Genomic DNA, 24,607 nt, shown 5'->3' on the forward strand with positions numbered 1-24,607 from the left:
GGACCCGCCACCCATGCCCGTCAGCGTGAAGATCTGCGGCCTCACCGAGCCCCTGTCGCTGCACGCAGCGGTGGCCGGCGGGGCGCGCTATGTCGGCTTCGTCTTCTACCCGCCGAGCCCGCGTTCCATCGCGCCATCCATGGCGGCGGAACTGGCGCGGCTGGTCCCCACCGGCGTGCGCACGGTCGGGCTGTTCGTCGATCCGGAGAACGACTTCCTGGAGCATGTGGTCGGCCAGGTCCCCTTTGACCTGATCCAGCTCCACGGCAAGGAGACGCCGCGCCGCATCGCCGAGGTGAAGGCCGCCTTCAACATTCCGGTGATGAAGGCGATCAAGGTCGGCGGGCCGGAGGATCTGGCCGCCGCGCTGGAGGCCGCCGAGGTGGCCGACCGGCTGCTGTTCGACGCCAAGCCGCCGGCCAAGGTGTCGGCGCTGCCGGGCGGCAACGGCATCGCCTTCGATTGGACGCTGCTCGCCGGGCGGAGCTGGCCGAAGCCCTGGATGCTGTCCGGCGGGCTGAAGCCGGAAAACGCGGCGGAAGCGGTGCGGACGACCGGGGCCACGGCGCTCGACGTGTCGTCGGGGGTGGAGGACCGTCCCGGCCACAAGGACCCGGAGCTGATCCGCCGCTTCCTCGACAGCGTGGCCGGGCTGTGACATCGCGTCGCGGCAGGGCATTTGAATAAAATTTGTTGTTGCCGCGGGGCTTTCCCTTTTGGCGGATGGGCACAACTTAATCGCACGACCGGGTTGCGGACCCGGGGTATGACTTCGTGCGATACTGTTGGCATCCATGGGCCGCGACCGGTGGATGTGTCCGAAGGGAAGCCGTGCAAGCCCGATGACCAGCTCGTCCGACACACGCTCGCCAGCCGACAGCCTCGGCCTCGTGCTCGACGAGCATTTGCGCTGGATCGGGCAGTGGCACCGTGCGGTCTTCTTCCGCGGCGGGGAGGGAGGCGAGCGGGTGTCGGCCCCGGCCTCCTTCGCGGCGTGGTGCGTCGCGGTCAACGCCGACGATCTGGCCCACCAGCCCGCCGTGGAGAAGCTGGTCACCCTGCACGAGCAGATGCACCGCAAGGCCAAGCTGCTTCTGCTGAAGGCGGCCGGCGGCGAGAGCCCCAGCGAGGCCGACTATGAGGGGGTGATCGCCCGCTTCGAGGAGTTCGTCCTGCATCTGCGCCGGGTCGAGCGTGCCTTCGGGGCGGCGGCGAGCGGGCTGGACCCCCTGACCGGCCTGCGCACCCGCCGCGGCATGCAGGAGGCGCTGGAGCGCGAGCACAACCGCTTCCGCCGAAACGGCCCCGCCTTCTGCGTCGCCATCTGCGACATCGACCGCTTCAAGGGCATCAACGACACCTTCGGCCACGACATCGGCGACCGCGTCCTGGCCGCCACCGCCGCCGCCATCAGCCGGGGCATCCGCAGCTTCGACGAGGCCTTCCGCATGGGCGGGGAGGAGTTCCTGATCTGCCTGAAGGAAACCGGCCTCGCCGAGGGATTCCGGGTCATCGAGCGGCTGCGCGGCGAGCTGGCGCGCACCCCGGTGGTGCTGCCGGACGGGCGGCGGATCGCGGTCACCGCCTCCTTCGGGCTGGTCGAGGCCGGGGAGGATCTGCCGGTGGAGGAGATGGTGGTCTGCGCCGACCGCGCCCTCTATCAGGCGAAGAACAGCGGCCGCAACCGCGTGGTCCGCTACGGGGTCGACCAGCCGGAAGGTGTGGCGGGACGGTCGGCGCTTCCGAACCGACGCTGATTTTCGTTTTCCGAACGGTGCATCCGGCGGCATCGCGTAAGGGCGGCTTGGCCGAAGCGGGTCCGCCGGGTTAGGATCGGGGTCTATACAGGCCGCGGCACGAGATCCATGCGCACCCACACCGAATTCCCCAACCTGTTCATCCTCGACCACCCGCTGATCCAGCACAAGCTGACGCTGATGCGGGCCAAGGAACGCTCCACCGGCGGCTTCCGCACCCTGCTGCGCGAAATCTCGCTGCTGATGGGCTATGAGATCACCCGCGACCTGCCCTTGACGACCGAGCGGATCGACACGCCGCTCCAGCCCATGGACGCGCCGGTCATCGCCGGCAAGAAGCTGGCCATCGTGCCGGTGCTGCGCGCCGGCCTCGGCATGGCCCAGGGCCTGCACGAGCTGGTGCCGTCGGCGCGCGAGGGGCACATCGGCCTCTATCGCGACCACGACACCAAGATGCCGCACGAGTATCTGGTGAAGCTGCCCGAGGCGGAAGGCCGCCTGTTCATCGTGGTGGACCCAATGCTGGCGACCGGCAACTCTGCCGTCCATGCCTGCGACGTGCTGAACCGTCACGGAGTGGACGACGAGAACATCCGCTTCATGGCGCTGGTGGCGGCGCCTGAGGGAATGCGCGTCTTCGCCGCCGCCCACCCGCGGGTGAAGGTCTTCACCGCCTCGCTCGACAGCCATCTGGACGAGAACGCCTACATCGTCCCCGGCCTAGGCGACGCAGGCGACCGCATGTTCGGCACCAAGTAATCAAAACAGCAGCCGCATCCCTGTCATACCGTCAGGAGAAAGGGGTGCGGCATGTTGTCATTGCGAGTTATTCGCACACTGTGACACCATAGGGGTCCCGTTCGACACATCCCTATGGGCGTATCCGGCCTTGACGACGGACACCTTTCAAACTCCCGGCCAGCCTCCGGGCGGCCCGGTTCAGGCCGCCGGCTTCCACTCCTCCCTGTGGGCCTCGCTGTGGCATCGCATCGGTTTCAGCGGCTGGACGCTGGCGACGCTGGTGATCGCGGCGCTGGTCGCCCTGCCGGTGATTGCAGTGATCAGCCGCGTCTTCGTGCCGACGGACGGGGTGTGGCAGCATCTGGTCGAGACGGTGCTGGCGGAGTATCTGCTGAACACCGTACGCCTCGTTTTCGGGGTGGGGCTGGGCACGTTGGTGATCGGGGTGGGCACCGCCTGGCTGGTCACCATGTGCCGCTTTCCCGGCAGCCGTATGCTGGAGTGGGCGCTGCTGCTGCCGATGGCGGTGCCGGCCTACGTCATGGCGTACGTCTACACCGACCTGCTCCAGTTCGTCGGCCCGGTGCAGACCGCGCTGCGCGAGGCCTTCCACTGGTCGCGCCGGGATTACTGGTTTCCCGACATCCGTACGCTTGAAGGTGCGGCGTTGATGATGACGCTGGTGCTGTACCCGTACGTCTATCTGCTGTCGCGCGCCGCCTTCCTGGAGCAGTCCGTCTGCGTGCTGGAGGTCAGCCGTACGCTCGGCCGCGGTCCGTGGCGCAGCTTCTTCACGGTGGCGCTGCCGCTGGCCCGCCCCAGCATCGTCGCCGGCCTTGCGCTGGTGCTGATGGAGGTGCTGGCCGATTTCGGCACGGTGCAGTACTTCGCCGTGAACACCTTCGTCACCGGCATCTACCGGACGTGGTTCGCCATGGGGCAGCCGGTGGCGGCGGCGCAGCTGGCCGCCGTGCTGATGATGTTCGTCCTGGTGCTGGTGCTGATGGAGCGCTGGTCACGCCGTCAGGCCCGCTACCACCACACCACCACCCGCTACCGCCGCCTGCCGAAGCACCGACTGACCGGCTGGCGCGCCGCCGCCGCCATGACGGCCTGCGGGCTGCCGCTGCTCCTCGGCTTCCTGCTGCCCGCCGGGCTGCTGGTCCGCATGGCGGTCACCGCCGGGGATCAGGCCTTCGGGCCGGTGTTCCTGACGCTGGCCCGCAACAGCTTCACGCTGGCGGCGCTGGCCGCGGTGCTGGCGGTGTCGCTGGCGCTGGTCCTGGCCTACGGGCAGCGGCTGCGCCCGACGCCGCTGCTGAAGGGCGCGGTGCGCGTCGCCGCCATGGGCTACGCCATTCCCGGCTCGGTGATCGCGGTCGGCGTGCTGATTCCCTTCGCCCATCTCGACAACGCCGTCGACGCCTTCATGCGCCAGACCTTCGGCGTGTCCACCGGCCTGCTGCTGAGCGGCACCATCGCGGCGGTGCTGTTCGCCTATCTGGTCCGCTTCCTGGCGGTGTCCTTCAACACGATCGAGGCCAGCCTGGGCAAGATCCGCCCGACGATGGACTTCGCCTCCCGCGTGCTCGGCCACACGGCGGGGCGGACGCTGATCCGGGTGCACGCGCCGATCATGTGGGGCAGCCTGCTGACCGCCGGCCTGCTGGTCTTCGTCGACGTGATGAAGGAACTGCCGGCGACGATGATCGTGCGGCCCTTCAACTTCGACACGCTGGCGGTGCGCGTCTACACGCTGGCCTCCGACGAGCGGCTGACCGAGGCCGCCACCGGGGCGCTGGCCATCGTGGCGGTGGGTATCGTGCCGGTGATCCTGCTCAGCCTGTCCATCAGCCGCTCCCGCCCCGGCCAGACCGACGAGTGAGGCTGTTGCCTCCGCCGCAACAGTGTTGAGCGGCGGTGGGGCTTTATCCGGCGGCCGGGAAAGAATACCTCTCTCTCAGCAATGTTGCCTGAGGAGAGCGTCCGATGACCGCCGAAACCGTCCGCCCCGTCCTGACCGCCGTCGAAGGCATGGAAGCGTCCGACGGGGCCGGCGTGCGCATGACCCGCATGGTCGGCACGCCGCGCCTGCGCATGCTCGACCCTTTCCTGATGCTGGACTACTTCGGCTCCGACACGCCGCAGGATTATCTGGCCGGCTTCCCCGACCACCCGCACCGCGGTTTCGAGACGGTCACCTACATGCTGGCCGGCCGCATGCGCCATTGGGACAACCACGGCCATGAGGGCGTGATCGAGACCGGCGGCGTGCAGTGGATGACCGCCGGGCGCGGCGTGATCCATTCCGAGATGCCGGAGCAGACCGAAGGGTTGATGAAGGGTTTCCAACTCTGGATCAACCTGCCGGCGCGTCTGAAGATGTCGGAGCCCGCCTACCAGGAGTTCGCCGCCGACCGCATCCCGGTCGAGACGCGGGAAGACGGGACCACGGTGACGGTGATCGCCGGCACCACCGGCAACGGTACCGCCGGCCCGGTGCGTAGCGGCCCGACCGAGGCCCGCTACTTCGACGTCACCCTGCCGGCGGGTGCGGCCTTCTCCGAGCCGGTGCCCGCCGGGCACACGGCGGCGCTGGTGGTCTTCGAGGGATCGGTGGTGGCGCCCGGCAGCTCCGTCCGGCTGGGCGGGCCGCGGGTGCTGGTGCTGGGCGATGGCGACCGGGCGGAGATCACCGCCGGCCCGTCCGGCGCGCGCTTCCTGCTGCTCTCCGGCCGGCCGCTCGGCGAGCCGGTGGCCTGGGGCGGCCCCTTCGTCATGAACAGCCGCGAGGAGGTGATGCAGGCCTACCGCGACTACGAAGAGGGAAAATTCTAAACCACAGAAACGAAAAGGGCGCGTCTCCACCGCTGGGACGCGCCCCTTCGCTACGCCGGACGGTGGCTTACTTCCAGCCGGCGCGATCCATGATCTTCAGAGCCTCGGCGTTGTTCTTGCCATAGACGGCGGCGTTCAGCGGGTCTTCCTTGAACTTGCCCCAGGAGACCAGCACCGGCGCGGTCTCGGCCCCGGCGACGATCGGATACTCGTAGTTCTTTTCCGTGAACATCTTCTGGGCTTCGGGGCTGACCAGATACTCCAGGAACTGGACGGCCTGCTCCTTGTTCGGCGCGTTCTTCATGACGCCGGCGCCGGAGACGTTCACATGGGTGCCGCGACCGTCCTGGTTGGGGAAGATCACGCCCAGCTTCTCCGCGATGGCCTTGTCCTCCGGCTTGGCGGAGGAGGCGATGCGGGCGAAGTAGTAGGTGTTGGTCACGGCCACGTCGCCTTCGTTGGCGGCCACGCCCTTGATCTGGTCGGTGTCGCCGCCCTGCGGCTTGCGCGCCATGTTGGCGACGACGCCCTTGGCCCACTCCTCGGTCGCCTTCTCGCCATGGGCGGCGAGCAGCGAGCCGACGAGCGACTGGTTGTAGACGCTGGTCGAGGAGCGGACGAGGACGCGGTCCTTCCACTTCGGGTCGGCCAGCTCCTCGTAGGTCTTGATCTCGCCCGGCTTCACCGAGGCCTTGTTGTAGACCAGGATGCGGGCGCGCTTGGAAATGCCGAACCAATGGCCTTCCGGCTCGCGCAGATGGGCCGGGATGGCCTCCTCCATGACCTTGGAGCGGGTCGGCTGGAGCAGGCCGGCCTCCTGGGCGCGCCACAGGCGGCCGGCGTCGACGGTGATGAACACGTCGGCGGGGCTGTTGCCGCCTTCGGTCTTCATCCGCTCGATCAGCTCTTCTTCCTTGCCCTCGATGACGTTGATCTTGATGCCGGTCTTCTTGGTGAAGGCGTCGTAGAGGTCCTTGTCCACATCGTAATGGCGCGCAGAGTAGACGTTCACCTCGGCGGCGCTGGCAAGACCCGTCATGGTCAGCAGCGTGGCGGCGAAGGTGGCGGCAAACACGCCGCGCGATCCGATGTGCATCCTCGTGACTCCCGAATTCTTGTCGGTTCACGCCCGCAATTGCGAAGCGTTCTCATGCGCCGACTTGACCATTCGGGGCGCGGGGTGTCAAGCGTGAACGATAACCATTCTCAATATTCGGAAAGGATGCGGAGCGGAACGATCATCCGGGATGAAGACGCCAACCAAAGGTGTAGATGCTTGTCCGTCTTCGGGGTATGCCTATAATCCGTTCGCAATGACCGCCGTCGGGCGGGTTCGTGAGCGGCCGATCGGGGCGACAAGATTGGGGAGCGTCAGGATGCGTTGGACAGGTCTCTTCGCTTTTGGTGCGGCGCTGCTGTCCGCGCTGGCCGCCACGCCGGCCTCCGCCGTCGATTTCTCCAAATCCGCCGCCGAGTACGGCCCGGAAGGCGCCTGGACCAGCCGTTGCGAGATCGACCGGATGACCGACACCAAGGTCTGCCGGCTGATGAACTACCGGCTGTTCGACGACGGCAAGGAGGTCGGCTTCGTGGCGCTGAGCGTCATCCCGACCGGCAACGACTACCACCTGTTCCTGACGACCAGCCAGGGCATGATCGACAACTGCGCCATCCGCGTCGACCGCCAGCCGCGCATCGAGACGCAGATCGCCACGCTGAACATGTGCATGTTCCCGAACTTCGTGTCGGGCCGCGTGGTCGACCAGTTCCGCAACGGCTCCACGGTGCTGGTCCGCGTGAACTTCCTGCGCGCCGGCAAGCGCGACATCGACTTCCCGCTGAACGGCTTCTCGCGCAACTTCGAAGAGATGCAGCGCAGCCTGCAGTGACCGGACGAACCGGGCGGCATTAGTAAAAACGGCGCGGAGTGATCCGCGCCGTTGTCGTTTTCGGTCCTGTCTTCGGCCTCACCGCCAGCCGCTGCGGCCCCGGCGGTCGTCCTCGTCGAACAGCTCGGCCAGCTTGTTCATCATGGTGCCGCCCAGTTGCTCGGCGTCCACGATGGTGACGGCGCGGCGGTAGTAGCGGGTCACGTCGTGCCCGATGCCGATGGCCACCAGCTCGACCGGCGAGCGGGTCTCGATGTACTCGATCACCTGCCGCAGATGCCGCTCCAGATAGTTGCCGGCGTTGACCGACAGCGTCGAGTCGTCCACCGGCGCGCCGTCGGAGATCACCATCAGAATGCGCCGCTGCTCGGGCCGCCCGATCAGGCGGTTGTGCGCCCACATCAGCGCTTCGCCGTCGATGTTCTCCTTCAGGATGCCTTCGCGCAGCATCAAGCCGAGATTCTTGCGGGCGCGGCGCCAGGGCTGGTCGGCGTCCTTGTAGACGATGTGGCGCAGGTCGTTGAGGCGGCCCGGATTGGCGGGCTTGCCGGATGATATCCAGTGCTCGCGCGCCTGCCCGCCCTTCCAGGCGCGGGTGGTGAAGCCCAGCACCTCCACCTTCACCGCGCAGCGCTCCAGCGTGCGGGCCAGGATGTCGGCGCTCATCGCGGCGATGGAGATGGGACGTCCGCGCATCGAGCCGGAATTGTCGATCAGCAGCGACACCACCGTGTCGCGGAAGTCCATCTCCTTCTCCTTCTTGAAGGACAGGGGAAGGACCGGGTTGACGACGATGCGGGCGAGACGGGCGGCGTCGAGGATGCCGTCGTCCAGGTCGAACTCCCAGGACCGCTGCTGCTTGGCCAGGAGGCGGCGCTGCAGACGGTTGGCCAGCTTGGAGATCACCCCCTGGAGATGGACGAGCTGCTGGTCCAGCATGTGGCGCAGCCGGGCCAGCTCCTCCGGGTCGCACAGCTCCGCGGCGTCGACCACCTCGTCGAACTGGGTGGTGAAGGGCTTGTAGGCGTTGGGGTCGGGCTCGTTGCGGCCGCGCGCTTCCGGGCGCCAGGGCTGGCCGGGGCCGGCGGGCTCCTCCGCCCCCTCGCCCTGGCCCATCTCGGTGTCGCCCTCCTCGCCGGTGCCCTCCTCGGCCTGCTCGCCCTGGTCGGACTCCTGCACCTCCTGCGAGGTCATCGACTCGGCTTGGCTCTGGGTGTCGTCCTCACCCTGGGTCTGGCCCTTGTTCGGCTCGTTCTCGTTCTCGCCGGAGTCGCGCTCGTCCTCCTCCGGCTCCTGCTGTTCGTCGGGGTCGTTGCCGACCTCCATGTCCAGCTCGGTCAGCAGCTTGCGCACGGCGCGGGCGTAGGCGTCCTGATCGGCCATGTGACCGGCGAGCCCGTGCAGGTCCTTGCCCAGCCGCTCCTCGATCCAGCCGCGCCACAGGCTGACCGCGTGCTCGGCGGCGGGGGGCGGGGCGGCGCCGGTCATCGCCTCGCGGGCGATCAGGCGCAGCACCTCGGGCAGAGGGACCTGTTCGCGCTCCTCCAACCGCTCGAAGCCCTGCTTGTGGTAGCGCTCGTCCAGCGCCGCTTCCAGGTTGGCGGCCACGCCGGGCATGTGGCTGGCGCCCAGCGCCTCGCAGCGGGCCTGCTCCAGCGCGTCGTAGGCGGCGCGGGCGCTGTCGCCCAGCGGCATGCGCTGGAGATGGATGGCGTTGTCGTGGAAGCGCAGCCGCAGCGACACCGCGTCCGCGGCGCCGCGCAGCGTGGCGACGTCGTGGGGGTTCAGGTCGCGCGCCGGGGTGGGGATGCGCACGCGCAGGCCGGCGACGCCGGGCGGCTCGGTGGAGAAGCCCACCTGCACGTCGGCCCGGCGGGAGAGGGCCCGCACCGCGGCGGCGGTGGAGCGCTTGAAGGCCTCGACGGGGTTTTCACGGTCGGTCATGGCGGGCTGTCAGCTCAAAATCTGGAATTCCGGCAGCCGGGCTGCCTTGCGGTCGAACGTCAGGGTGGTGGAGCAGCCGGCGTCCTGGTTCCCAATTGCCATCAACGCGTCGGAAAAGTCGGCCCCGTTGTCGCGGTAGCGATCCAACGCGCATTGCGCGGCTTCACGATCCTCTATGCACAGGTCGCCGTTTTCAAGGAAGGCTTCGATAAACCTGGAAATTTCGGCGCGCGGTTGGTCGTAAACGCTTTCCATGACCCAGACGAATTCGACCAGCGCAATGCGATTGACGAAGCACCGCTTGCCATCAGCGACAATCCGACGAACCGTTGTCCGGACGAGGTCCGCCTGCTCGGCATCGTCCTTGATGACGAGCCTGACCAAAGCGTTGGTGTCGAGTCCGATCATCCTTTAAGAAACCTTTGGGCGGCCCTTCGGCGAACGGCTTCATTCATTTCCTCGACCGAAACGGACCGATGAATGGTTCCTCCCATCCCGATAAGATCATCGATGGTTTTTCGGGCCTGGGCTTTCCCGCTCGACGCGGCGGCCGAGCCTGTCATGGCGTCGGAAAGTTCGAACGGTGTTCCGCTGAAGGGGTCTGGTCTGCTGGGTTCGGTCTGTCCGCGCTTCTGGTCTAGAACGCACCTTCGGAAGTAGGCGGCGATGAACACGCGGACTGCCGAGGTCAGGGTGACCTCCGCATTGTCCGCGCCCGGGCCGTGGCGCCGGAGTTGCTCCTCCAGCCGGTCCTTGATCTGGGTGCAGAGCGTGTTGACGGTGAGCCCTTCGCGCCGCGCGATGTCTTCCAACGCGTCCCACATGGCCGGCTCCAGCCGCATGCTCGTGCGGTGCCCGCCGACCATGATGGACCGGCTTGCCAGCGGCTCGTTGCTTCGTGAAAGGGCGGCGATGTGGTGGTGTACAGGATCGACATCGATCCGTGCGCAATCACCTGGCTTTAAGCCAAGCTGGTCGCGCACGGCTTTCGGCAGCATCAGTTCGCCGTCTGGGCCGACCACAACATAATCCATGAACCCCATCGCCGTCTCCGCCTCACACCAGGTTGGCCTGAACCCCCGTCTCCGGCAGCTCGGTGCCGAAGCAGCGCTGGTAGTATTCGGCGACGGTCGGCCGCTCCACCTCGTCGCACTTGTTCAGGAAAGTGATCCGGAACGCGAAGGCGATGTCGTTGAAGATGTTGGCGTTCTGCGCCCAGGTGATGACCGTGCGCGGGCTCATCACGGTGGAGATGTCGCCGTTGATGAAGCCGGCGCGGGTCAGGTCGGCCAAGCGCACCATCGACGCCACGGTCTTGCGGCCGGACTCGCTGTCGTACTCCGGCACCTTGGAAGCGACGATCTTCACCTCGGCGTCCACCGGCAGGTAGTTCAGCGTCGCCACGATGTTCCAGCGGTCCATCTGGCCCTGGTTGATCTGCTGCGTGCCGTGATAGAGGCCGGTGGTGTCGCCCAGGCCGACGGTGTTCGCCGTGGCGAACAGGCGGAAGGCCGGGTGCGGGCGGATGACGCGGTTCTGGTCGAGCAGGGTCAGCTTGCCTTCCACCTCCAGCACGCGCTGGATCACGAACATCACGTCGGGGCGGCCCGCGTCATACTCGTCGAAGACCAGCGCGCAGGCGTGCTGCAGCGCCCAGGGCAGGATGCCTTCGCGGTACTCCGTCACCTGGACGCCGTCGCGCAGGACGATGGCGTCCTTGCCCATCAGGTCGATGCGGCTGATGTGGCTGTCCAGGTTGATGCGGATGCAAGGCCAGTTCAGGCGGGCGGCCACCTGTTCGATGTGGGTGGACTTGCCGGTCCCGTGATAGCCCTGGACCATGACGCGGCGGTTGTAGGCGAAGCCCGCCAGGATCGCGAGCGTCGTGTCGCGATCGAAGCGGTAGGCTTCGTCGATGTCCGGCACATGCTCGGTGCGCTGGCTGAAGGCCGGCACCTGCATGTCGCTGTCGATGCCGAACACTTGACGCACCGACAGGGTGATGTCGGGAACGTGATCGAACAGGGCCGAGCTGGCCTGGGTGGCTCCTTGAGAAGGCATGGGAGGTTCTTATCGTTCCAACGTGTCTGTTGTCGGGGCCGCCCGGCCAATCTGGTCCGGCCAACCGTCGGGGTTACGCACCATAGCAGGCTTTCAGCGTGTTGTAGGCCTGATTGATCTCCTTCAACTTTTCTTCGGCCGCCTTGTCCCCGCCGTTGGCGTCGGGATGGTGGATTTTCACCAGCTCGCGGTAGCGCGCCTTGATGCGCGGGAAATCCACCGGCGGGGCGAGGTCGAGGACGACCAGCGCCTCCTCCTCCGCGTTGCGGGCGGCCTGCCGGCGCTGCTTGCTCTCCTCGGACTGGTCCTTGCCGGCCTCGCGCCCGAACTCGAAGCTGAAGCCGTGCATCGCGCGGTCGCGCAGGAACTTCTCCTGCACCCCCCAGAAGCCGAGCGGCCAGCTCGGCCGCTGCCAGGTGGTGTCGCGGCGGACCTCGGCCTCGATCTGCTCGGGCTTCATGCCGGCGTAATAGTCCCAGGCGCGGTTGTATTCGCGCACATGGTCCAGGCAGAACCAGTAGTAGTCGTTGAGCTGCCGGCGGCTCTTCGGCGCGCGGTACTCGCCCTCGCCGGCACAGCCCGGATGATCGCAGGCGCGCACGGCGGTGCGCGGCTGGTCGTAGCGGCTGAAGTCGTGGCGGGTGCGTGGCTTGCTCATGTGCGAAGTATGGGAAGAGGCATCCTTTCTGGCAAGCGCACGCAAGGGGGCGGTGCCGGACTGCGGAAAATGGCCGGTCTGCGGCATTGGCGTCTTGACGGGAGCGGTGCCGCGCCGTCACCTCAATCCCAAACCCGACCCAGTCCAGACCCAGTGAGGACCCCTATGGAATACGCCACCCGCATGCGCCGGAAGCTGACCGACGCGCTGGCCCCCGAGCGGCTCGACATCCAGGACGATTCCGGCCGGCACGCCGGCCATGGCGGTGCCCATCCGGAGGGCGAGACGCATTTCCACGTCACGATCGTCTCCGCCGCCTTCGCCGGGAAGTCGCGCGTGGAGCGCCAGCGGCTGGTCTATGGCCTGCTGGCCCAAGAAATGGCGGAGCGCGTTCACGCCCTCGGCCTGACCACGCTGACTCCTGAGGAGGCTCGCTGACAGCAACGCCGACAAGAACGCCCGGCCGCCGCCCGTGCAGCAAGGGAAAAGTGCCACCTGCAAATGCATACATACGCATGCAACTACTAGAGGTTCTTTTCCGTCTTCAAACATAATTGGAGTGCTGCCGTGGTTGCAATTCTCGCTGTATTTAGTAGAGTGCGGCGCATGCAACCAATCAATGCGCCGTGGGCGATGCACTTTTCGCGCGTCGTCCGGCGGGTTCGTGGAGAGGGCGGCGTATGGCGAAGCGCGGGCCGAAGAAGCGGTTAACAGTGAATCCCAACGCGTGTGTGGAACCGCTGAAGAGCATGAACATCATGATTGCCGGGCGCCGCACGAGCATGCGTCTGGAGCCGACCATGTGGGACGCTCTGGAGGACATCGCCCGCCGCGAGGGCCTGACGGTCAACGGCCTCTGCACGCTGATCAAGGACCGGCTGGACGAGCAGATCCGGCGGCGCGGCCCGGGCGCGGACAATGCGGAGGTCACCCTGACCTCGGCGGTCCGAGTCTTCATCGCGGCCTATTTCCGCCGGGCCTGCACCGAGGATGGCCATGTCCAGGCCGGGCATGGCGGGGGCGATCCCTTCGTGGGCACGCCTTTCGACCTGCCGCCGCTCGACGAGTTGGACCGGCCCGAAAGCGGGGCCGGCACCACGGCATCGGCTTTGCCGCCGGCGGCAAAGCCGGGCGCGCCGGGTGACGTCCTGCGGTCCGCGCTGGAGGCGTGACGGCCTGAGCATCCTGATCGGGAAAAGAAAAGGGCGCGTCCACAGGATGCGCCCTTTTGTGTCTGTCCGGCATGCTGTGTCCGGTGCGGACGAAAACCGGTCTGCCCCGACCGGATTCCCGGCCGACCCGGCCGCCGCCTCAGTCCGCGGCGTCGCGCGGACGGTCGCCGGTGTAGTGGTCGGGCCAGTTCTTCCGCACGACCTCGCCGTTGCTGTCGAAGATGTGGCAGGTGTTCAGAAGCACCGGGCGCTTGGTGCGCAGCATGTCCTCCTTGCTGCCCGCCTCGCCGCCGGCCGCCCTGGCCTTGTCGGCCTGCTCGCGCGCCAGGATGGGATAGATGGTCTGGAAGGCGGTCGTGGCGATCGGCCCCAGAAGCTCCACCAGATGCGTGCAGCCCTGGATGCCGCCCAGCCGCTCCTTCACCGTGCGGGTCCAGCCCGGACCGATCTTCAGCCCGACCAGCCGCTGGAAATTGGGGGTGACGGAGCCGCAGGTGCGGTAGGGGCTCTTCTCCGTCACCGCTTCCACCGCATGGACGGTCAGGTCGTTGTCCACCGTCAGGCGAAGCCACATGCCGTGCACCGGGTCGCCGGGCAGGATCTGGCCGCGCTGTTCGGTGTGGAAGGCGTAGCTCTTCACATCGGTCAGATGGCCTTCGACATCCCACAGCCCATCGGTCCGCCGATAGCCCCGGCAGGTGACTTCCCGGGTGTGGATCGGTTCGCGCGCGGCGGGTTCGGACAGCGGCATGGGACTCTCTGACGTTCGGCCTAGTTCGGACGGCCTGATTGTTGGGGCGTACCCGGGAATATCGGTGGGGCCAGCGTTCAGGTCAAGCCGGCTCCGCCGCATTGCAGCATTACCGGTTCGGTGATCAGGGTGGAGCGCTGGCGGAGTAGTTCGATCCGAAGATGAAGGCCTCGCGGTCGCGGATCTCGTCCTCCAGATGGGCGCGGACCACGGCGAACAGGTCACGGATGGAGACGATGCCCATCACCGTGCCGTCCGACTCGCCGTTCGCGGTGACCGGCAGGTGGCGGTAGTGGTGGCGCTCCATCAGGTCCAACGCCTCGTAGGCGTGGGCGTCCGGCCCCAGCGTGTCGGGAGAAGCGGTCATGACCTCGGCCAGCCGGGTGGCTGCCGGATCGCGCCCTGCGGCGACGACGCGGGCCGCGAGGTCGCGCTCGGTGAAGATGCCCTTCAGCGACCGGCCGCCTTCCGCTTGGTCCTGGGTGACCAAGAGGGCGGCGACGCGGCGTTCCGCCATCAGAACGGTGGCGTCGTGGACACTGGCCTCCGGGGACAGGCAGACGAGCTGCTGATCCTTGATGACGTCGGGGATGAGCTTGCGGTTCGGCATGTCCCTTCTCCCTTTATGGGTCGGCACTCCGTTGCGCCTTGGACGCGAATCGGAACTGTCGTGAAGTCTGACAGTTTGCCACTCCAACGGTCAAGGGCTTATGGTGCACCGCATCAGGGCGCGACGGCATCCTCCAGTAGCGCCCGCACCACCGCCGGATCGACATCGCTCCGGGTGAAGGCGTCGCCCAGCGCGCGCACCAGCACGAAGGCGATGCGCCCGTCCTTGACCTTCTTGTCCTTGGCCATGGACAGGATCAGCCCGTCGACGTCCCACTCCACGCCTGGAATGTCGGTGGGGCGGACCGGCAGGCCGACGCGGGCCAGATGGGCGCGCGCCGTCTCGGCGTCCGCCGCCGGGCACAAGCCCAGCCGCACCGACAGGTCGAAGGCCAGAACCATGCCGATCGACACCGCTTCGCCATGCAGCAGGCGGGAGCCGAAGCCGGTCGCCGCCTCCAGCGCGTGGCCGAAGGTGTGGCCGAGATTCAGCAGGGCGCGGTCGCCGCTCTCCCGCTCGTCCGCGCCGACGATGGCGGCCTTGGCCCGGCAGCTTTCGGTGACGGCGTGGCGGCGGGCGTCGCTGTCGCCGGCGACCACCCGCTCGCCGTTCGCCTCCAGCCAGGCGAAGAAGCCGGGCAGGCGGATCAGCCCGTACTTCACCACCTCGGCGTAGCCGGCCAGCACCTCGCGCCGCGGCAGGGTGTCCAGCGTGGCGGTGTCGGCGATGACCAGACGCGGCTGGTGGAAGGCGCCGATCAGGTTCTTGCCGTGCGGGCTGTTGATCCCGGTCTTGCCGCCGACCGAGCTGTCCACCTGGCTCAGCAGCGTGGTCGGCACCTGGATGAAGTCGATGCCGCGCAGCGCCGAAGCGGCGGCGAAGCCGGTGATGTCGCCGATCACACCGCCGCCGAGCGCCAGCAGGACCGCCGACCGCTCGATCCCGCGCGCCAGGACGGCATCCATCAGCCGTTCGAAATGGGCGAAGTCCTTGGTCTTCTCGCCCGCCGGCAGGACGATGGCCTGGGTCGGCTCGATGCCGGATTCGCGCAGCGTGCGTTCCAGCGTCGGCAGGTGCAGCGGAGCGACGTTCTCGTCGGTGACGACGATGGGGGCCTTGCCCCTGGTGATCGCGGCGATGCGCGGTCCGGCGCCGTCGAGCACCCGATCGCCGACCAGGATGTCGTAGCTGCGCGGACCGAGGTCGAGGCGGACGGTGTCTGTGACGGTGGGTGTGTCTGAGGAGGTCATGGCGGGATCAGGGCTTGTCGTGGTGGTGCGCCGGGTGGCGGTGATGATGGTGGTGCGCGTGGGGCAGGGTGATGCCGAAATGCGCCTCCAGCGCCTCGATCACCTGTTCCACGGTCGCCTCCGGCGGGCGCTCGTCGCTGATCACCGTCAGGTCGGCATCCGCATAGACGGGGTAGCGGGCGGTCATCAGCCGGCTCAGGATCTCTTTCGGGTCGCCGGCGTTCAGCAGCGGGCGGTGGGTGCGCCGCGCCGTGCGGGCCAGCAGCACGTCCAGCTCGGCGCGCAGCCAGATCGACAGGCCGTGGGCGCGGATGGCCGCGCGCGTCTCCGGGTCCATGAAGGCGCCGCCGCCGGTCGCCAGGATGTGCACCGGCTGTTCGGTCAGCAACCGGGTGATGATCCGCCGCTCCACCGAGCGGAACACCGCCTCGCCGTCGCGGGCGAAGATTTCCGCGATGGAGCAGCCCGCCGCCGTCTCGATCTCCGTGTCGGCATCGACGAAGGGCAGGTGCAGCCGCGCGGCCAGCCGTCGCCCGATCGCGCTTTTCCCGGCGCCCATCAAGCCGACCAGCACCACCGTCTTCGGCAGAATCTTCGAAGGGGCTTGCGGTTGTCCCTGCGGTGGTAGGCGGGCGGTCATGGTGCTGTGAACTTTCCTGATGCGAGACCGGGGTGCCGGTGTTCGATTCGGTCGCAGGGGCCTGCGCATGTTGCACAGCGGCGCCCCCGTGGCTAAAGTGGTACGTCCGGCGTTCATCGGCCATCGGGCCAGCGGTGCGGACGGTGTGCGATGATTAGCATGAAAGCGCACCCTTGTCCCAAGCCGCACGGACGCAGACCGTGATACAGCGCCGCCGTTCCTTCCACAGAAACACGACTCCGATCGCCATGAGCCGGGTTATTTCCATTCTTTTCGTCCTGTTCCTGTTCGTCATCGGGGGTGGCATGGCCTTCCTTGCCTCCTGGGACATGCCGGCACCGTCCAAGACGGTGGAAAAGGTCATTCCGGATGAGCGGTTCCCCCGCTGACGCCGGGGACGCCGACGGGGACGCCGCTGGGCGCCGCCGCCGGTTCGCCGCTCCGTCACGGGGCGGAAGGGCCGGTGCCGGCGCCGTTTCCATGTTTGCCGTCGTCTCTCTCGGCTTGGTTTTGACCGGCGCCCTGGCGGCTGCGGCAACGCCCGCGCTGGCCCAGGCCGTGCCCTCCGGGCCGCCGATCCGCCTGTTTCCGCCACCGGATAGGCTGGCCGCGCCCGAGGCCGATCCCGGCGTCCAGCCAGGGGCCGGGCGGGTGCTGGACGATCCGTTGGCGTCGCCGGGGCCGTCCGCCGCGCCGCTCCCCCTGACGCCGATCCTGACTCCGGCGCCCGACCGCTCGCCGTCTTTCGACGTGGTGCCCACCGTCGCGTCGCCCTCGGCCATTGCGGTGGAGACGCTGGGGCCGCTGGACCCCGATGGCGCCGGTCCTCTGGCGGGCGCCGCCGGGCTGGGCGGCGACGCCTGGCGCGGCATCCCGCGCGCCGAGGTTCTGGCCCTGCTGCCGGAACTGCCCACCCTCACCCCGTCGCCCGCCGTGAAGGAGCTGCAGCGCCGCCTGCTGCTCAGCCGCGGCTCGCCCGCCGCCGCTCCCGGCGAGCCCGAACCGGCGCGCCGCTTCGGCGCGCTGCGGGTGGAGAAACTGGCGGCCATGGGCGATCCGCGCGGCGCCGCCGACCTCGCCGCGCTGCTTCCCGAGGCGATGACGGTCGACGAGGCCGCCGCCCGCGCCCTGACCGACGCCGAACTGCTCGCCGGCCCGCTGGACTGCGCCGCCGCGACGGAGCGCGCCAAGCCCTTCTCCGGCCCCTATTGGCAGCGGGTGGAGCTGTTCTGCCGCCTGCGCGCCGGGCGGATCGGCGGGGGAATGCCCACCGAGGCCGGGGCCGCCCCGGCGGGCGACGACCTCGCCTTCGACATGCTGCGCGAGCAGCCGGGCGGCGATGCCGATTTCCTGCGGGTGGCCGAGGCGATGGCCGGCGGTCCGACGCTGCGGCTGCGCAGCCTGAAGGACCCCAGCCCGCTGACCCTGGCCGCCCTGCGGACGCTCCAGGCCGCGCTGCCGCCGGATGTGCTGTCCCTGACCGACCCGGCCCGTCTGGCCGCGGTGGCGTCCAACAGCGGCACCGACCCGGCGACCCGGGTGACCGCGGCGGAGCGCGCCGCCGTCGCCCTGTTCCTCGATTCCCGGCGGCTGGCGGAGGCGTACCGCGCCGCCCCGGCCAAGGGCGACGAGCTTCTGCGGCTGAAGGACGCCGCGGCCCGCGACCGCACCGCCCGCACCCGCGCGCTGGTGCAGCAGGCCATGCTCGCCGCCATGGGCGGCGGGCGGCGGGTGGAACTGGCCGGGCTGGCGCTGGAGCTTCTCGACCCGCCGATGCTGGGCGGTCCGGTGGGGGCGGTGGTGGCGGACATGCTCGACACCCTGTCGCCGACTCCGGACGCCGCCGCCCTGGCCCCCGCCGCGGCGCGGCTCTGCTTCGCGCTGGGCCGGGCCGACAAGGGCAAGCGCTGGTACGACCTCGCCCTGCGCAGCCGCCCGACGGCGGAGGTGGCGCGGCTGTGGCCGCTCGCCGTCATCGCGCTGGGTCCGCCACCGGGCGGTGGGGCGCTGGGCCTCGCCGGCTGGCTGGACGAGTCGCTGCGCGGCGCTGATCCGGAGGCCCGCGGTCGCGTCGCCGGGCAGCTGGCCCTGCTCCAGGCGATGGGCGTCGCCGTGCCGGAGGAGGCGTGGCGCAAGACCGCCGACCCCGAGGAGACGGCGCCCACGCCCACGGATGCCCGTCCCCCCACCGCCGACCCCGCCCTGTGGCAGCGGCTTGTCGAGGCCGCCGCCGACCGGCGCGTCGGCGAGACGGCGCTGGCCGCCCTGCTGTTGCTCGGCGACGCCGGGCCGGCGGGCACGCCGCCCGCGGTGGTGGCGCGTGTGGTCGGGGCCTTGCGCGCCGTGGGTCTGGACAGCGATGCCCGCGCCATCGCCCGTGAAGCCGCCGCGGCCCTGGCCGGATGAGTCCCATGCCCAAAACGACCCCGCCAAAAGCCCAGCCGCAAGCCCAGCCGCAAACCCGGCCGAAGCGGCGCGGGCGCCCCTGCAAACCGCGCCCGATCGCCACCTCGCCCCATGTCGACGCCTTCCTGGACATGCTGACGGCGGAGCGCGGGGCCGCGCTCAACACCCGCATGGCCTACGAGCGCGACCTCGCCGACCTCGCCCTCTGGCTGGCCCAGCGCGGCCAGCCGCTGGAGAAGGCGGGGACGGAGGATCTGCGCGCCTACCTCGCCTTCCAATATGTGGAGGGTGGGCAGAAGCCGGCGCCGCGCACGCTGGCCCGCCGCCTGTCGGCGATGCGCCAGTTCTACCGCTTCCTGGTCTCGGAAGACCGGCGGGTGGACGACCCGGCCTCGGCGCTGGACAGCCCCAAACAGGGGCGCCCGCTGCCCAAGATCCTGACGGTGGAGGAGGTCACCCGGATGATCGACTCCGCCCAGACCCGCGGCGGGCCGGAGGGATTGCGGCTGGTCGCCCTGCTGGAGGTGCTCTACGCCACCGGCCTGCGCGTGTCGGAGCTGGTCGGCCTGCCGATGGCGGCCATCCTGCGCGACGGGCGCGGGCTGATCGTGCGCGGCAAGGGCGGGAAGGAGCGCATGGTGCCGCTGTCCGAACCGGCCTCCGCCGCGCTCGGCGCCTATCTGCCCTGGCGGAGCCACTTCATCCTGGCCGGGCGGGAGAACGGGCCGATCGCCTTCCTCTTCCCGTCACGCAGCTCCACCAACGGCCATCTGACGCGCCAGCGATTCGCCCAGCTTCTGAAGGAGCTGGCCATCGAGTCGAACATCGACCCGGAGAAGGTCAGCCCCCACGTGCTGCGCCACGCCTTCGCCACCCACCTGCTCGACCGCGGGGCGGATCTGCGCTCGGTCCAGAAGATGCTGGGCCACGCCGACATCGCCACCACCCAGATCTACACCCACGTGGTGTCGGAGCGGCTGAAGCAGGTCGTGCACGAGCATCACCCGCTGGCCCGGCGAAAAACCGTTCGTACGCAATAGTATTGCGCTAAAAGGGGTTGCTCCTTTCAAAAGATACCAATCCGGCTATGGCGGCTCCTCCCGCTGTGGTATAGCCCTTGGTCCAATGGGGTTGGCCGGCGGGGCGCGCCGGACCGCCCTCGCGACGAACTGGGGGAACCGCATGGCCACGACCATCTCCGGGCTTGAGATCCTGGGTCCGATCAACCCGGGCTTCGAGGCGATCCTGACGCCGGAGGCGCTGGCCTTCCTGGCGGAGCTGGAGGGCCGGTTCGGGTCGGAGCGGTTGCGCCTGCTTGACGTGCGGACCAAGCGGCAGGCGCTGATCGACCAGGGGCACAAGCCGGACTTCCTCCCGGAGACCCGCGCCATCCGCGAGGCCGACTGGACCATCGCGCCACTGCCGCACGACCTGCTCGACCGCCGGGTGGAGATCACCGGGCCGGTGGACCGCAAGATGATCATCAACGCGCTGAATTCCGGCGCGAAGGTTTTCATGGCCGATTTCGAGGATTCGAGCTGCCCGTCCTGGACCAACCTGATCGAGGGGCAGAGCAACCTGCGCGACGCCGTGCGCCGGACCATCGCCTTCGACGACCCTATGTCGGGGAAGAAGTACCGGCTGAACGACAAGACCGCGGTCCTCAAGATCCGCCCGCGCGGCTGGCATCTGGAGGAGAAACACGTCCGGTTCGATGGCGAACCGGTGTCCGGCGCGCTGTTCGACTTCGCCCTCTACGCCTTCCACAACGCGCGGGAGCTTCTGGCCCGCGGCTCCGGCCCCTACTTCTACCTGCCGAAGCTGGAGAGCCATTTCGAGGCGCGGCTGTGGAACGAGGTGTTCTCGGTCGCCGAGGATTATCTCAAGATCCCGCACGGCTCGATCAAGGCCACGGTGCTGGTGGAAACCATCCTGGCCGCCTTCGAGATGGACGAGATCCTCTACGAGCTGCGCGACCATTCCGCCGGGCTGAACTGCGGGCGCTGGGACTACATCTTCAGCTTCATCAAGAAATTCCGCAACGACCCCGCCGCCGTCCTGCCCGACCGGGCGGAGGTGACGATGGCGACGCCCTTCCTGCAGTCCTACAGCCTGCTGGCGGTCAGGACCTGCCATCGCCGCGGCGCCCCGGCCATCGGCGGCATGGCCGCCTACATCCCGGTGAAGGACGACCCCGCGGCCAACGAGACGGCCTTCTCCAAGGTTCGCGCCGACAAGGAGCGGGAGGTGTCCAACGGCCATGACGGCACCTGGGTGGCCCATCCCGGCCTCGTCCCCGTCGCGCGGGAGGTGTTCGACGCCTACATGCGCAAGCCCAACCAGATCGACCGCAAGCGCGCCGACGTCACGGTGAGTGCCGCCGACCTGCTGGCCGTCCCGGAGGGGCCGAAGACGGAGCGCGGCCTGCGCAACAACGTCGCCGTCGCCATCGGCTATCTGGAGGCGTGGCTGCGCGGCATCGGCTGCGTGCCGCTGTTCAACCTGATGGAGGACGCCGCCACCGCGGAGATCAGCCGCACCCAGCTCTGGCAGTGGGTCCATCACGGAGCCGCGCTCGACGACGGGCGCCCGGTGACCATGGAGCTGGTGGACGAGACCATCGCCGAGGAGCTGGCCGCCTGGAAGGCCCGCGTCGGCGACCGCGCCTTCGAGCGGGGCCTGTACGAGGACGCCGCGGTGATGCTGCGCGACCTCGTGGAGCGCGACGACTTCGTGGATTTCCTGACCCTGCCCGCCTACGACCGCATCGTCGCGCAAGGGGCGTGAGGGCGTTGCCAAGCCCACGGCGTGTTCACCATATTGGTGTCGGCACATCACCCGAAGGGGCCGCCATGGGACGCAACGCCGCCGCGTATGGGGACGATTTCTACGGCTGGACGCAGGAGCAGGCCGGGCTTCTGCGCGCCGGCAAGCTGTCCGAAGTGGACGCCGAAAACCTCGCGGAGGAGATCGAGAGCATGGGCCGCAGCGAGGCCGATCGTCTGCGAAGCTGCCTGCGCCTGATTCTTTTGCATCTCCTGAAATGGCAGGAACAACCCGCCCGCCGGTCGCGGAGCTGGCGCAACAGCATCCAGCGGGAGCGGGACAACGCGGCCCTCGTGTTGGAGGACAACCCCAGCCTGACGCCCAAGCTGCCCGCGCTGTTCGCCAAGGCCTACCGGCTTGCCCGGCGTGAGGCCGCCCGCGAAACCGATCTGCCGCTGGAGCGTTTCCCCGAGGACAGTCCCTTCACGGTGGAGCAGACCCTCGACCCGGCCTTCCCGGACGATCTGGAGGACGGCTGGCGCCGCAGCTCCCGGACCCCGCCGATCTGACATTGCGTATCTGACATTGACCTCCCAACCCTCCACCGTTCCGCCGACGTCGCGCGGGGCCGAATCGCTTGCGTTGCTGCTCCTGGTCGGCGGGTTGATCGGCGTGATCTTTCCGGTCACCAAGATCGCGCAGGCGGCCGGCGTGCCGCCGCTGCCCTGGGCCTTCTCCATGATGCTGGGCGCCGGGGTGATCCTGGCCGGGCTGGCGCGCGTCAAAGGCCAGGCGATGCCGCTGACCGGGCGGTACCTGCGCTATTTCGCGGTGTCGGGGCTGCTGTCCATGGCGCTGCCCAACGTGGTGCTGTTCTTCGTCATGCCGTGGCTGGGGGCCGGGCTGTCGGCGGTGGTCTACACGCTGCCGCCGATCCTGACGCTGCTGATGGCCGTGGCGGTGCGCATCGAAACGCCCGACCGCGGGCGGGTGGCGGGCATCCTTCTGGGCTTCGTCGGGGCGCTGATGATCGTCGGGCCGCGCGGCAGCCTGCCCTCGCCCGATCTGGCGGGCTGGATGGCGCTGGCCTTCGTCATGCCGCTGTCGGTCGCGGCGGGCAACGTCTACCGCACCGTGGCCTGGCCGCCGGGCAGTCAGCCGGTGGCGCTGGCCGCCGGCACCATGCTGGGCGGGGCGGGCTGGGTCCTGCTGGCGCTGCTCGCAACCGGAGCGGTAGCGGAGCTGCCGGCGCTGGGCCGGGCACCCGGGCTCGCCCTGCTCCAGATCGCGGTGACGGCGCTGACCTACGTGCTGTATTTCCGGCTCCAGGTCGTCGCCGGGCCGGTCTATCTCAGCCAGATCGGTTACGTGGCGACCTCCGTCGGGCTGGGCACCGGGACGCTGCTGTTCGGCGAGCGCTATTCCCCCTGGGTGTGGGGCGGGGCGGCGGTGATCGTCCTGGGCGTGCTTCTGGTCAGTTTTGGCCGGCGATTCGCGCGATAAGCTGTGGCATCGCCGCCGCGCACCGTGGTACCAAGGCCGGTCCGCGACGTCCGCGTCCTATCCTATTCGGTCCGTGATCCTTCCGGCATGCAAACCTTCCTGGAATTCGAAAAGCCGATCGCCGAGCTTGAAGGCAAGATCGAGGAACTGCGCCATCTGACCAACGCCGGCGACATCAACATCGCCGACGAAGTGACGAAGCTGCAGACCAAGGTCGACAAGCTCCTCCGGCAGACCTACGCGAAGCTCACCCCGGCGCAGAAGGTGCAGGTGGCCCGCCACCCCAACCGTCCGCACTGTCTGGACTATGTGAAGGGGCTGATCGACGACTTCACGCCGCTGGCCGGCGACCGCGGCTTCGCCGAAGACCGCGCGGTCATCGGCGGGCTGGGCCGCTTCCGCGGCCGCTCGGTCGTGGTGATCGGGCAGGAGAAGGGCCACGACACCGAAACGCGCGTGCGCCACAACTTCGGCATGGCCAAGCCCGAGGGCTACCGCAAGGCCCAGCGCCTGATGGACCTCGCCGACCGCTTCAAACTGCCGGTCGTCTCGCTGGTCGACACCGCCGGCGCCTTCCCCGGCGTCCAGGCCGAGGAGCGCGGCCAGGCCGAGGCCATCGCCAAGAGCATCGAGCGCTGCCTGCGCCTGTCCGTGCCCATGGTGGCCGCGGTGATCGGCGAGGGTGGGTCCGGCGGCGCCATCGCCATCGCAACCGCCGACCGGGTGCTGATGCTGGAGCACGCCATTTACTCCGTCATTTCGCCGGAGGGCTGCGCGTCGATCCTGTGGCGCAACCCCGACATGGCCGGCGAGGCCGCCGTCGCGCTGCGCCTGATCAGCCACGACCTCAAGGAACTCGGCGTCATCGACCGGGTGGTGAGCGAGCCGATCGGCGGCGCCCACCGCGACCCGGCGGAGACCGTCAAGGCCCTCGGCGACGCCATCGAGGAGTCGCTGGGCGATCTCGACGGGCTGGACGGCGAGGCGATCCGCGCCCAGCGCCGTCAGAAGTTCCTCGACATGGGCCAGAAGGGCCTGGGGTAAGACGCCATGGCCGCCCCGCTGGAGACCCGTCCCTCCAAGACCCGTCTTCTGCGTCTGGCGGCCATCGTCAACCTCGCCGCGGTGGTCGTGGCGCTGCTGGCCCTGTGGCTGCTGCCCCCGCTGTTCGCTCCGCCGCCCGGCATCGCCGATCCGGGGGCGCGCATGGCCTTCTGGGGGCGGCTGGTTCTCTGGCCGGCGCTGGTGCTGTTCCTGACGGTGGGCGGGGTGCTGGTCGCCCGTGCCCGCTCCGTCGCCCTGAACCCGATTGACGACGCCGAGTCGCGCTTCCACCGGGTCAGCCAGCGCGTGCTGACCAACACGGTGGAGCAGACGCTGATCTTCGTGCCCGCCCTGGCAGCTCTGGTGGCGCAGATGCCGCTGCCCGACCTGGGGTTCGCCCGGCTGGCGACCGCGCTGTTCGTGCTGGGCCGCCTGTTGTTCTGGGCGGGTTACGTGATCCACCCCTACGCCCGCGCCCCCGGCATGGCGGTCACGCTGACCGTCAACCTCGTCGTGCTCGGTTGGGCGCTGGTGCTCGCCATCGTTTAAGACGCGGAACGGCCACAACCCCGCTCCC

Annotated in this window: 26 protein-coding genes; 16 read left to right on the forward strand and 10 right to left on the reverse strand. The window is 69.0% G+C overall.

Going from position 1 to position 24,607, the window contains the following annotated elements; translation table 11 throughout:
* Positions 1-13 precede the first annotated feature (13 nt).
* The 5 genes from DS837_RS07190 (at position 14) to DS837_RS07210 (ending at position 5,336) form a co-directional block, all read left to right on the forward strand.
* On the forward strand, positions 14-658 hold the full coding sequence (locus tag DS837_RS07190) for a phosphoribosylanthranilate isomerase (protein ID WP_149164126.1): 645 nt from the start codon (positions 14-16) through the stop codon (positions 656-658).
* Between the two features lie 184 nt (positions 659-842).
* Positions 843-1,757 (forward strand): diguanylate cyclase, encoded by a 915-nt coding sequence (locus DS837_RS07195; RefSeq protein ID WP_149164127.1) that lies wholly within the window; start codon positions 843-845, stop codon positions 1,755-1,757.
* Positions 1,758-1,865: 108 nt separating this feature from the next.
* Positions 1,866-2,516, forward strand: coding sequence for a uracil phosphoribosyltransferase (gene upp / locus DS837_RS07200; protein ID WP_014239248.1), 651 nt, complete (start codon positions 1,866-1,868; stop codon positions 2,514-2,516).
* 130 nt (positions 2,517-2,646) lie between these two features.
* Positions 2,647-4,383 carry an ABC transporter permease gene (locus tag DS837_RS07205; RefSeq protein ID WP_149164128.1) on the forward strand — a complete coding sequence of 579 codons (1,737 nt, stop codon included), beginning with the start codon at positions 2,647-2,649 and terminating at the stop codon, positions 4,381-4,383.
* Between the two features lie 104 nt (positions 4,384-4,487).
* A complete protein-coding gene (locus DS837_RS07210) occupies positions 4,488-5,336 on the forward strand; it encodes a pirin family protein (RefSeq protein ID WP_149164129.1) in 849 nt (282 codons plus the stop codon).
* Between the two features lie 67 nt (positions 5,337-5,403).
* On the opposite strand, the gene DS837_RS07215 is transcribed toward DS837_RS07210, so the two are convergent.
* Complete coding sequence (locus tag DS837_RS07215) at positions 5,404-6,432, reverse strand: Fe(3+) ABC transporter substrate-binding protein (RefSeq protein WP_149164130.1); 1,029 nt, start codon at positions 6,430-6,432, stop codon at positions 5,404-5,406.
* A gap of 280 nt (positions 6,433-6,712) precedes the next feature.
* Between DS837_RS07215 and DS837_RS07220 the strand changes: the two genes are divergently transcribed.
* Positions 6,713-7,225: an invasion associated locus B family protein gene (locus tag DS837_RS07220; protein WP_094301712.1), complete on the forward strand. Its 513-nt coding sequence runs from the start codon at positions 6,713-6,715 to the stop codon at positions 7,223-7,225.
* Between the two features lie 78 nt (positions 7,226-7,303).
* Here DS837_RS07220 and cobT read toward each other — a convergent pair whose 3' ends face one another.
* The 5 genes from cobT to DS837_RS07245 all read right to left on the reverse strand — a co-directional run bounded on the left by cobT (position 7,304) and on the right by DS837_RS07245 (position 11,888).
* Positions 7,304-9,169 carry a cobaltochelatase subunit CobT gene (gene cobT / locus DS837_RS07225; protein ID WP_149164131.1) on the reverse strand — a complete coding sequence of 622 codons (1,866 nt, stop codon included), beginning with the start codon at positions 9,167-9,169 and terminating at the stop codon, positions 7,304-7,306.
* A 9-nt stretch (positions 9,170-9,178) separates the two neighbouring features.
* Positions 9,179-9,577 (reverse strand): type II toxin-antitoxin system VapC family toxin, encoded by a 399-nt coding sequence (locus DS837_RS07230; RefSeq protein WP_149164132.1) that lies wholly within the window; start codon positions 9,575-9,577, stop codon positions 9,179-9,181.
* The gene (locus DS837_RS07235) at positions 9,574-10,212 is read right to left on the reverse strand and encodes a ribbon-helix-helix domain-containing protein (protein WP_247889812.1); all 639 of its coding nucleotides are present in this window, start codon (positions 10,210-10,212) and stop codon (positions 9,574-9,576) included. The genes DS837_RS07230 and DS837_RS07235 overlap by 4 nt, the downstream gene beginning before the upstream one ends.
* Before the next feature lie 13 nt (positions 10,213-10,225).
* A complete protein-coding gene (gene cobS, locus DS837_RS07240; RefSeq protein WP_149164133.1) occupies positions 10,226-11,230 on the reverse strand; it encodes a cobaltochelatase subunit CobS in 1,005 nt (334 codons plus the stop codon).
* Between the two features lie 73 nt (positions 11,231-11,303).
* On the reverse strand, positions 11,304-11,888 hold the full coding sequence (locus DS837_RS07245) for a J domain-containing protein (RefSeq protein ID WP_149164134.1): 585 nt from the start codon (positions 11,886-11,888) through the stop codon (positions 11,304-11,306).
* Between the two features lie 165 nt (positions 11,889-12,053).
* Here DS837_RS07245 and DS837_RS07250 point away from each other — a divergent pair, with 165 nt between their 5' ends.
* Entirely contained in the window at positions 12,054-12,326 is a 273-nt protein-coding gene (locus tag DS837_RS07250) for a BolA family protein (protein ID WP_014239259.1), read from the forward strand.
* 311 nt (positions 12,327-12,637) lie between these two features.
* The gene (locus tag DS837_RS07255; protein WP_247889813.1) at positions 12,638-13,060 is read left to right on the forward strand and encodes a ribbon-helix-helix domain-containing protein; all 423 of its coding nucleotides are present in this window, start codon (positions 12,638-12,640) and stop codon (positions 13,058-13,060) included.
* A gap of 139 nt (positions 13,061-13,199) precedes the next feature.
* Here the strand turns inward: DS837_RS07255 and DS837_RS07260 are convergent, their stop codons facing one another.
* The 4 genes from DS837_RS07260 to DS837_RS07275 form a co-directional block, all read right to left on the reverse strand.
* Positions 13,200-13,811: a DUF2889 domain-containing protein gene (locus DS837_RS07260; RefSeq protein ID WP_149164136.1), complete on the reverse strand. Its 612-nt coding sequence runs from the start codon at positions 13,809-13,811 to the stop codon at positions 13,200-13,202.
* A 124-nt stretch (positions 13,812-13,935) separates the two neighbouring features.
* The gene (locus tag DS837_RS07265) at positions 13,936-14,421 is read right to left on the reverse strand and encodes a CBS domain-containing protein (RefSeq protein WP_149164137.1); all 486 of its coding nucleotides are present in this window, start codon (positions 14,419-14,421) and stop codon (positions 13,936-13,938) included.
* 113 nt (positions 14,422-14,534) lie between these two features.
* Positions 14,535-15,671: a 3-dehydroquinate synthase gene (gene aroB / locus DS837_RS07270; protein ID WP_149164138.1), complete on the reverse strand. Its 1,137-nt coding sequence runs from the start codon at positions 15,669-15,671 to the stop codon at positions 14,535-14,537.
* Positions 15,672-15,678: 7 nt separating this feature from the next.
* A complete protein-coding gene (locus DS837_RS07275) occupies positions 15,679-16,311 on the reverse strand; it encodes a shikimate kinase (RefSeq protein ID WP_149164139.1) in 633 nt (210 codons plus the stop codon).
* A gap of 200 nt (positions 16,312-16,511) precedes the next feature.
* Between DS837_RS07275 and DS837_RS07280 the strand changes: the two genes are divergently transcribed.
* The 8 genes from DS837_RS07280 to DS837_RS07315 all read left to right on the forward strand — a co-directional run bounded on the left by DS837_RS07280 (position 16,512) and on the right by DS837_RS07315 (position 24,579).
* Positions 16,512-16,700 (forward strand): hypothetical protein, encoded by a 189-nt coding sequence (locus DS837_RS07280; protein ID WP_237904351.1) that lies wholly within the window; start codon positions 16,512-16,514, stop codon positions 16,698-16,700.
* 91 nt (positions 16,701-16,791) lie between these two features.
* Positions 16,792-18,717, forward strand: a complete 1,926-nt coding sequence (locus tag DS837_RS07285; protein WP_149164140.1) for a hypothetical protein — start codon at positions 16,792-16,794, stop codon at positions 18,715-18,717.
* A complete protein-coding gene (gene xerD / locus DS837_RS07290) occupies positions 18,714-19,757 on the forward strand; it encodes a site-specific tyrosine recombinase XerD (RefSeq protein WP_149164141.1) in 1,044 nt (347 codons plus the stop codon). The genes DS837_RS07285 and xerD overlap by 4 nt, the downstream gene beginning before the upstream one ends.
* Positions 19,758-19,899: 142 nt before the next feature.
* Positions 19,900-21,504: a malate synthase A gene (aceB, locus tag DS837_RS07295; protein WP_149164142.1), complete on the forward strand. Its 1,605-nt coding sequence runs from the start codon at positions 19,900-19,902 to the stop codon at positions 21,502-21,504.
* A 65-nt stretch (positions 21,505-21,569) separates the two neighbouring features.
* Positions 21,570-22,052 carry a DUF29 domain-containing protein gene (locus DS837_RS07300; protein WP_149164143.1) on the forward strand — a complete coding sequence of 161 codons (483 nt, stop codon included), beginning with the start codon at positions 21,570-21,572 and terminating at the stop codon, positions 22,050-22,052.
* Positions 22,053-22,125: 73 nt separating this feature from the next.
* Positions 22,126-22,986 carry a DMT family transporter gene (locus DS837_RS07305; RefSeq protein WP_170295775.1) on the forward strand — a complete coding sequence of 287 codons (861 nt, stop codon included), beginning with the start codon at positions 22,126-22,128 and terminating at the stop codon, positions 22,984-22,986.
* Positions 22,987-23,073: 87 nt separating this feature from the next.
* Positions 23,074-24,030 (forward strand): acetyl-CoA carboxylase carboxyltransferase subunit alpha, encoded by a 957-nt coding sequence (locus tag DS837_RS07310; RefSeq protein WP_145625456.1) that lies wholly within the window; start codon positions 23,074-23,076, stop codon positions 24,028-24,030.
* 6 nt (positions 24,031-24,036) lie between these two features.
* The gene (locus DS837_RS07315; protein WP_149164145.1) at positions 24,037-24,579 is read left to right on the forward strand and encodes an MAPEG family protein; all 543 of its coding nucleotides are present in this window, start codon (positions 24,037-24,039) and stop codon (positions 24,577-24,579) included.
* Positions 24,580-24,607: the final 28 nt, after the last annotated feature.

It is taken from the genome of Azospirillum brasilense, from assembly GCF_008365405.1.
Classification (GTDB): Bacteria; Pseudomonadota; Alphaproteobacteria; order Azospirillales; family Azospirillaceae; genus Azospirillum; species Azospirillum brasilense_D.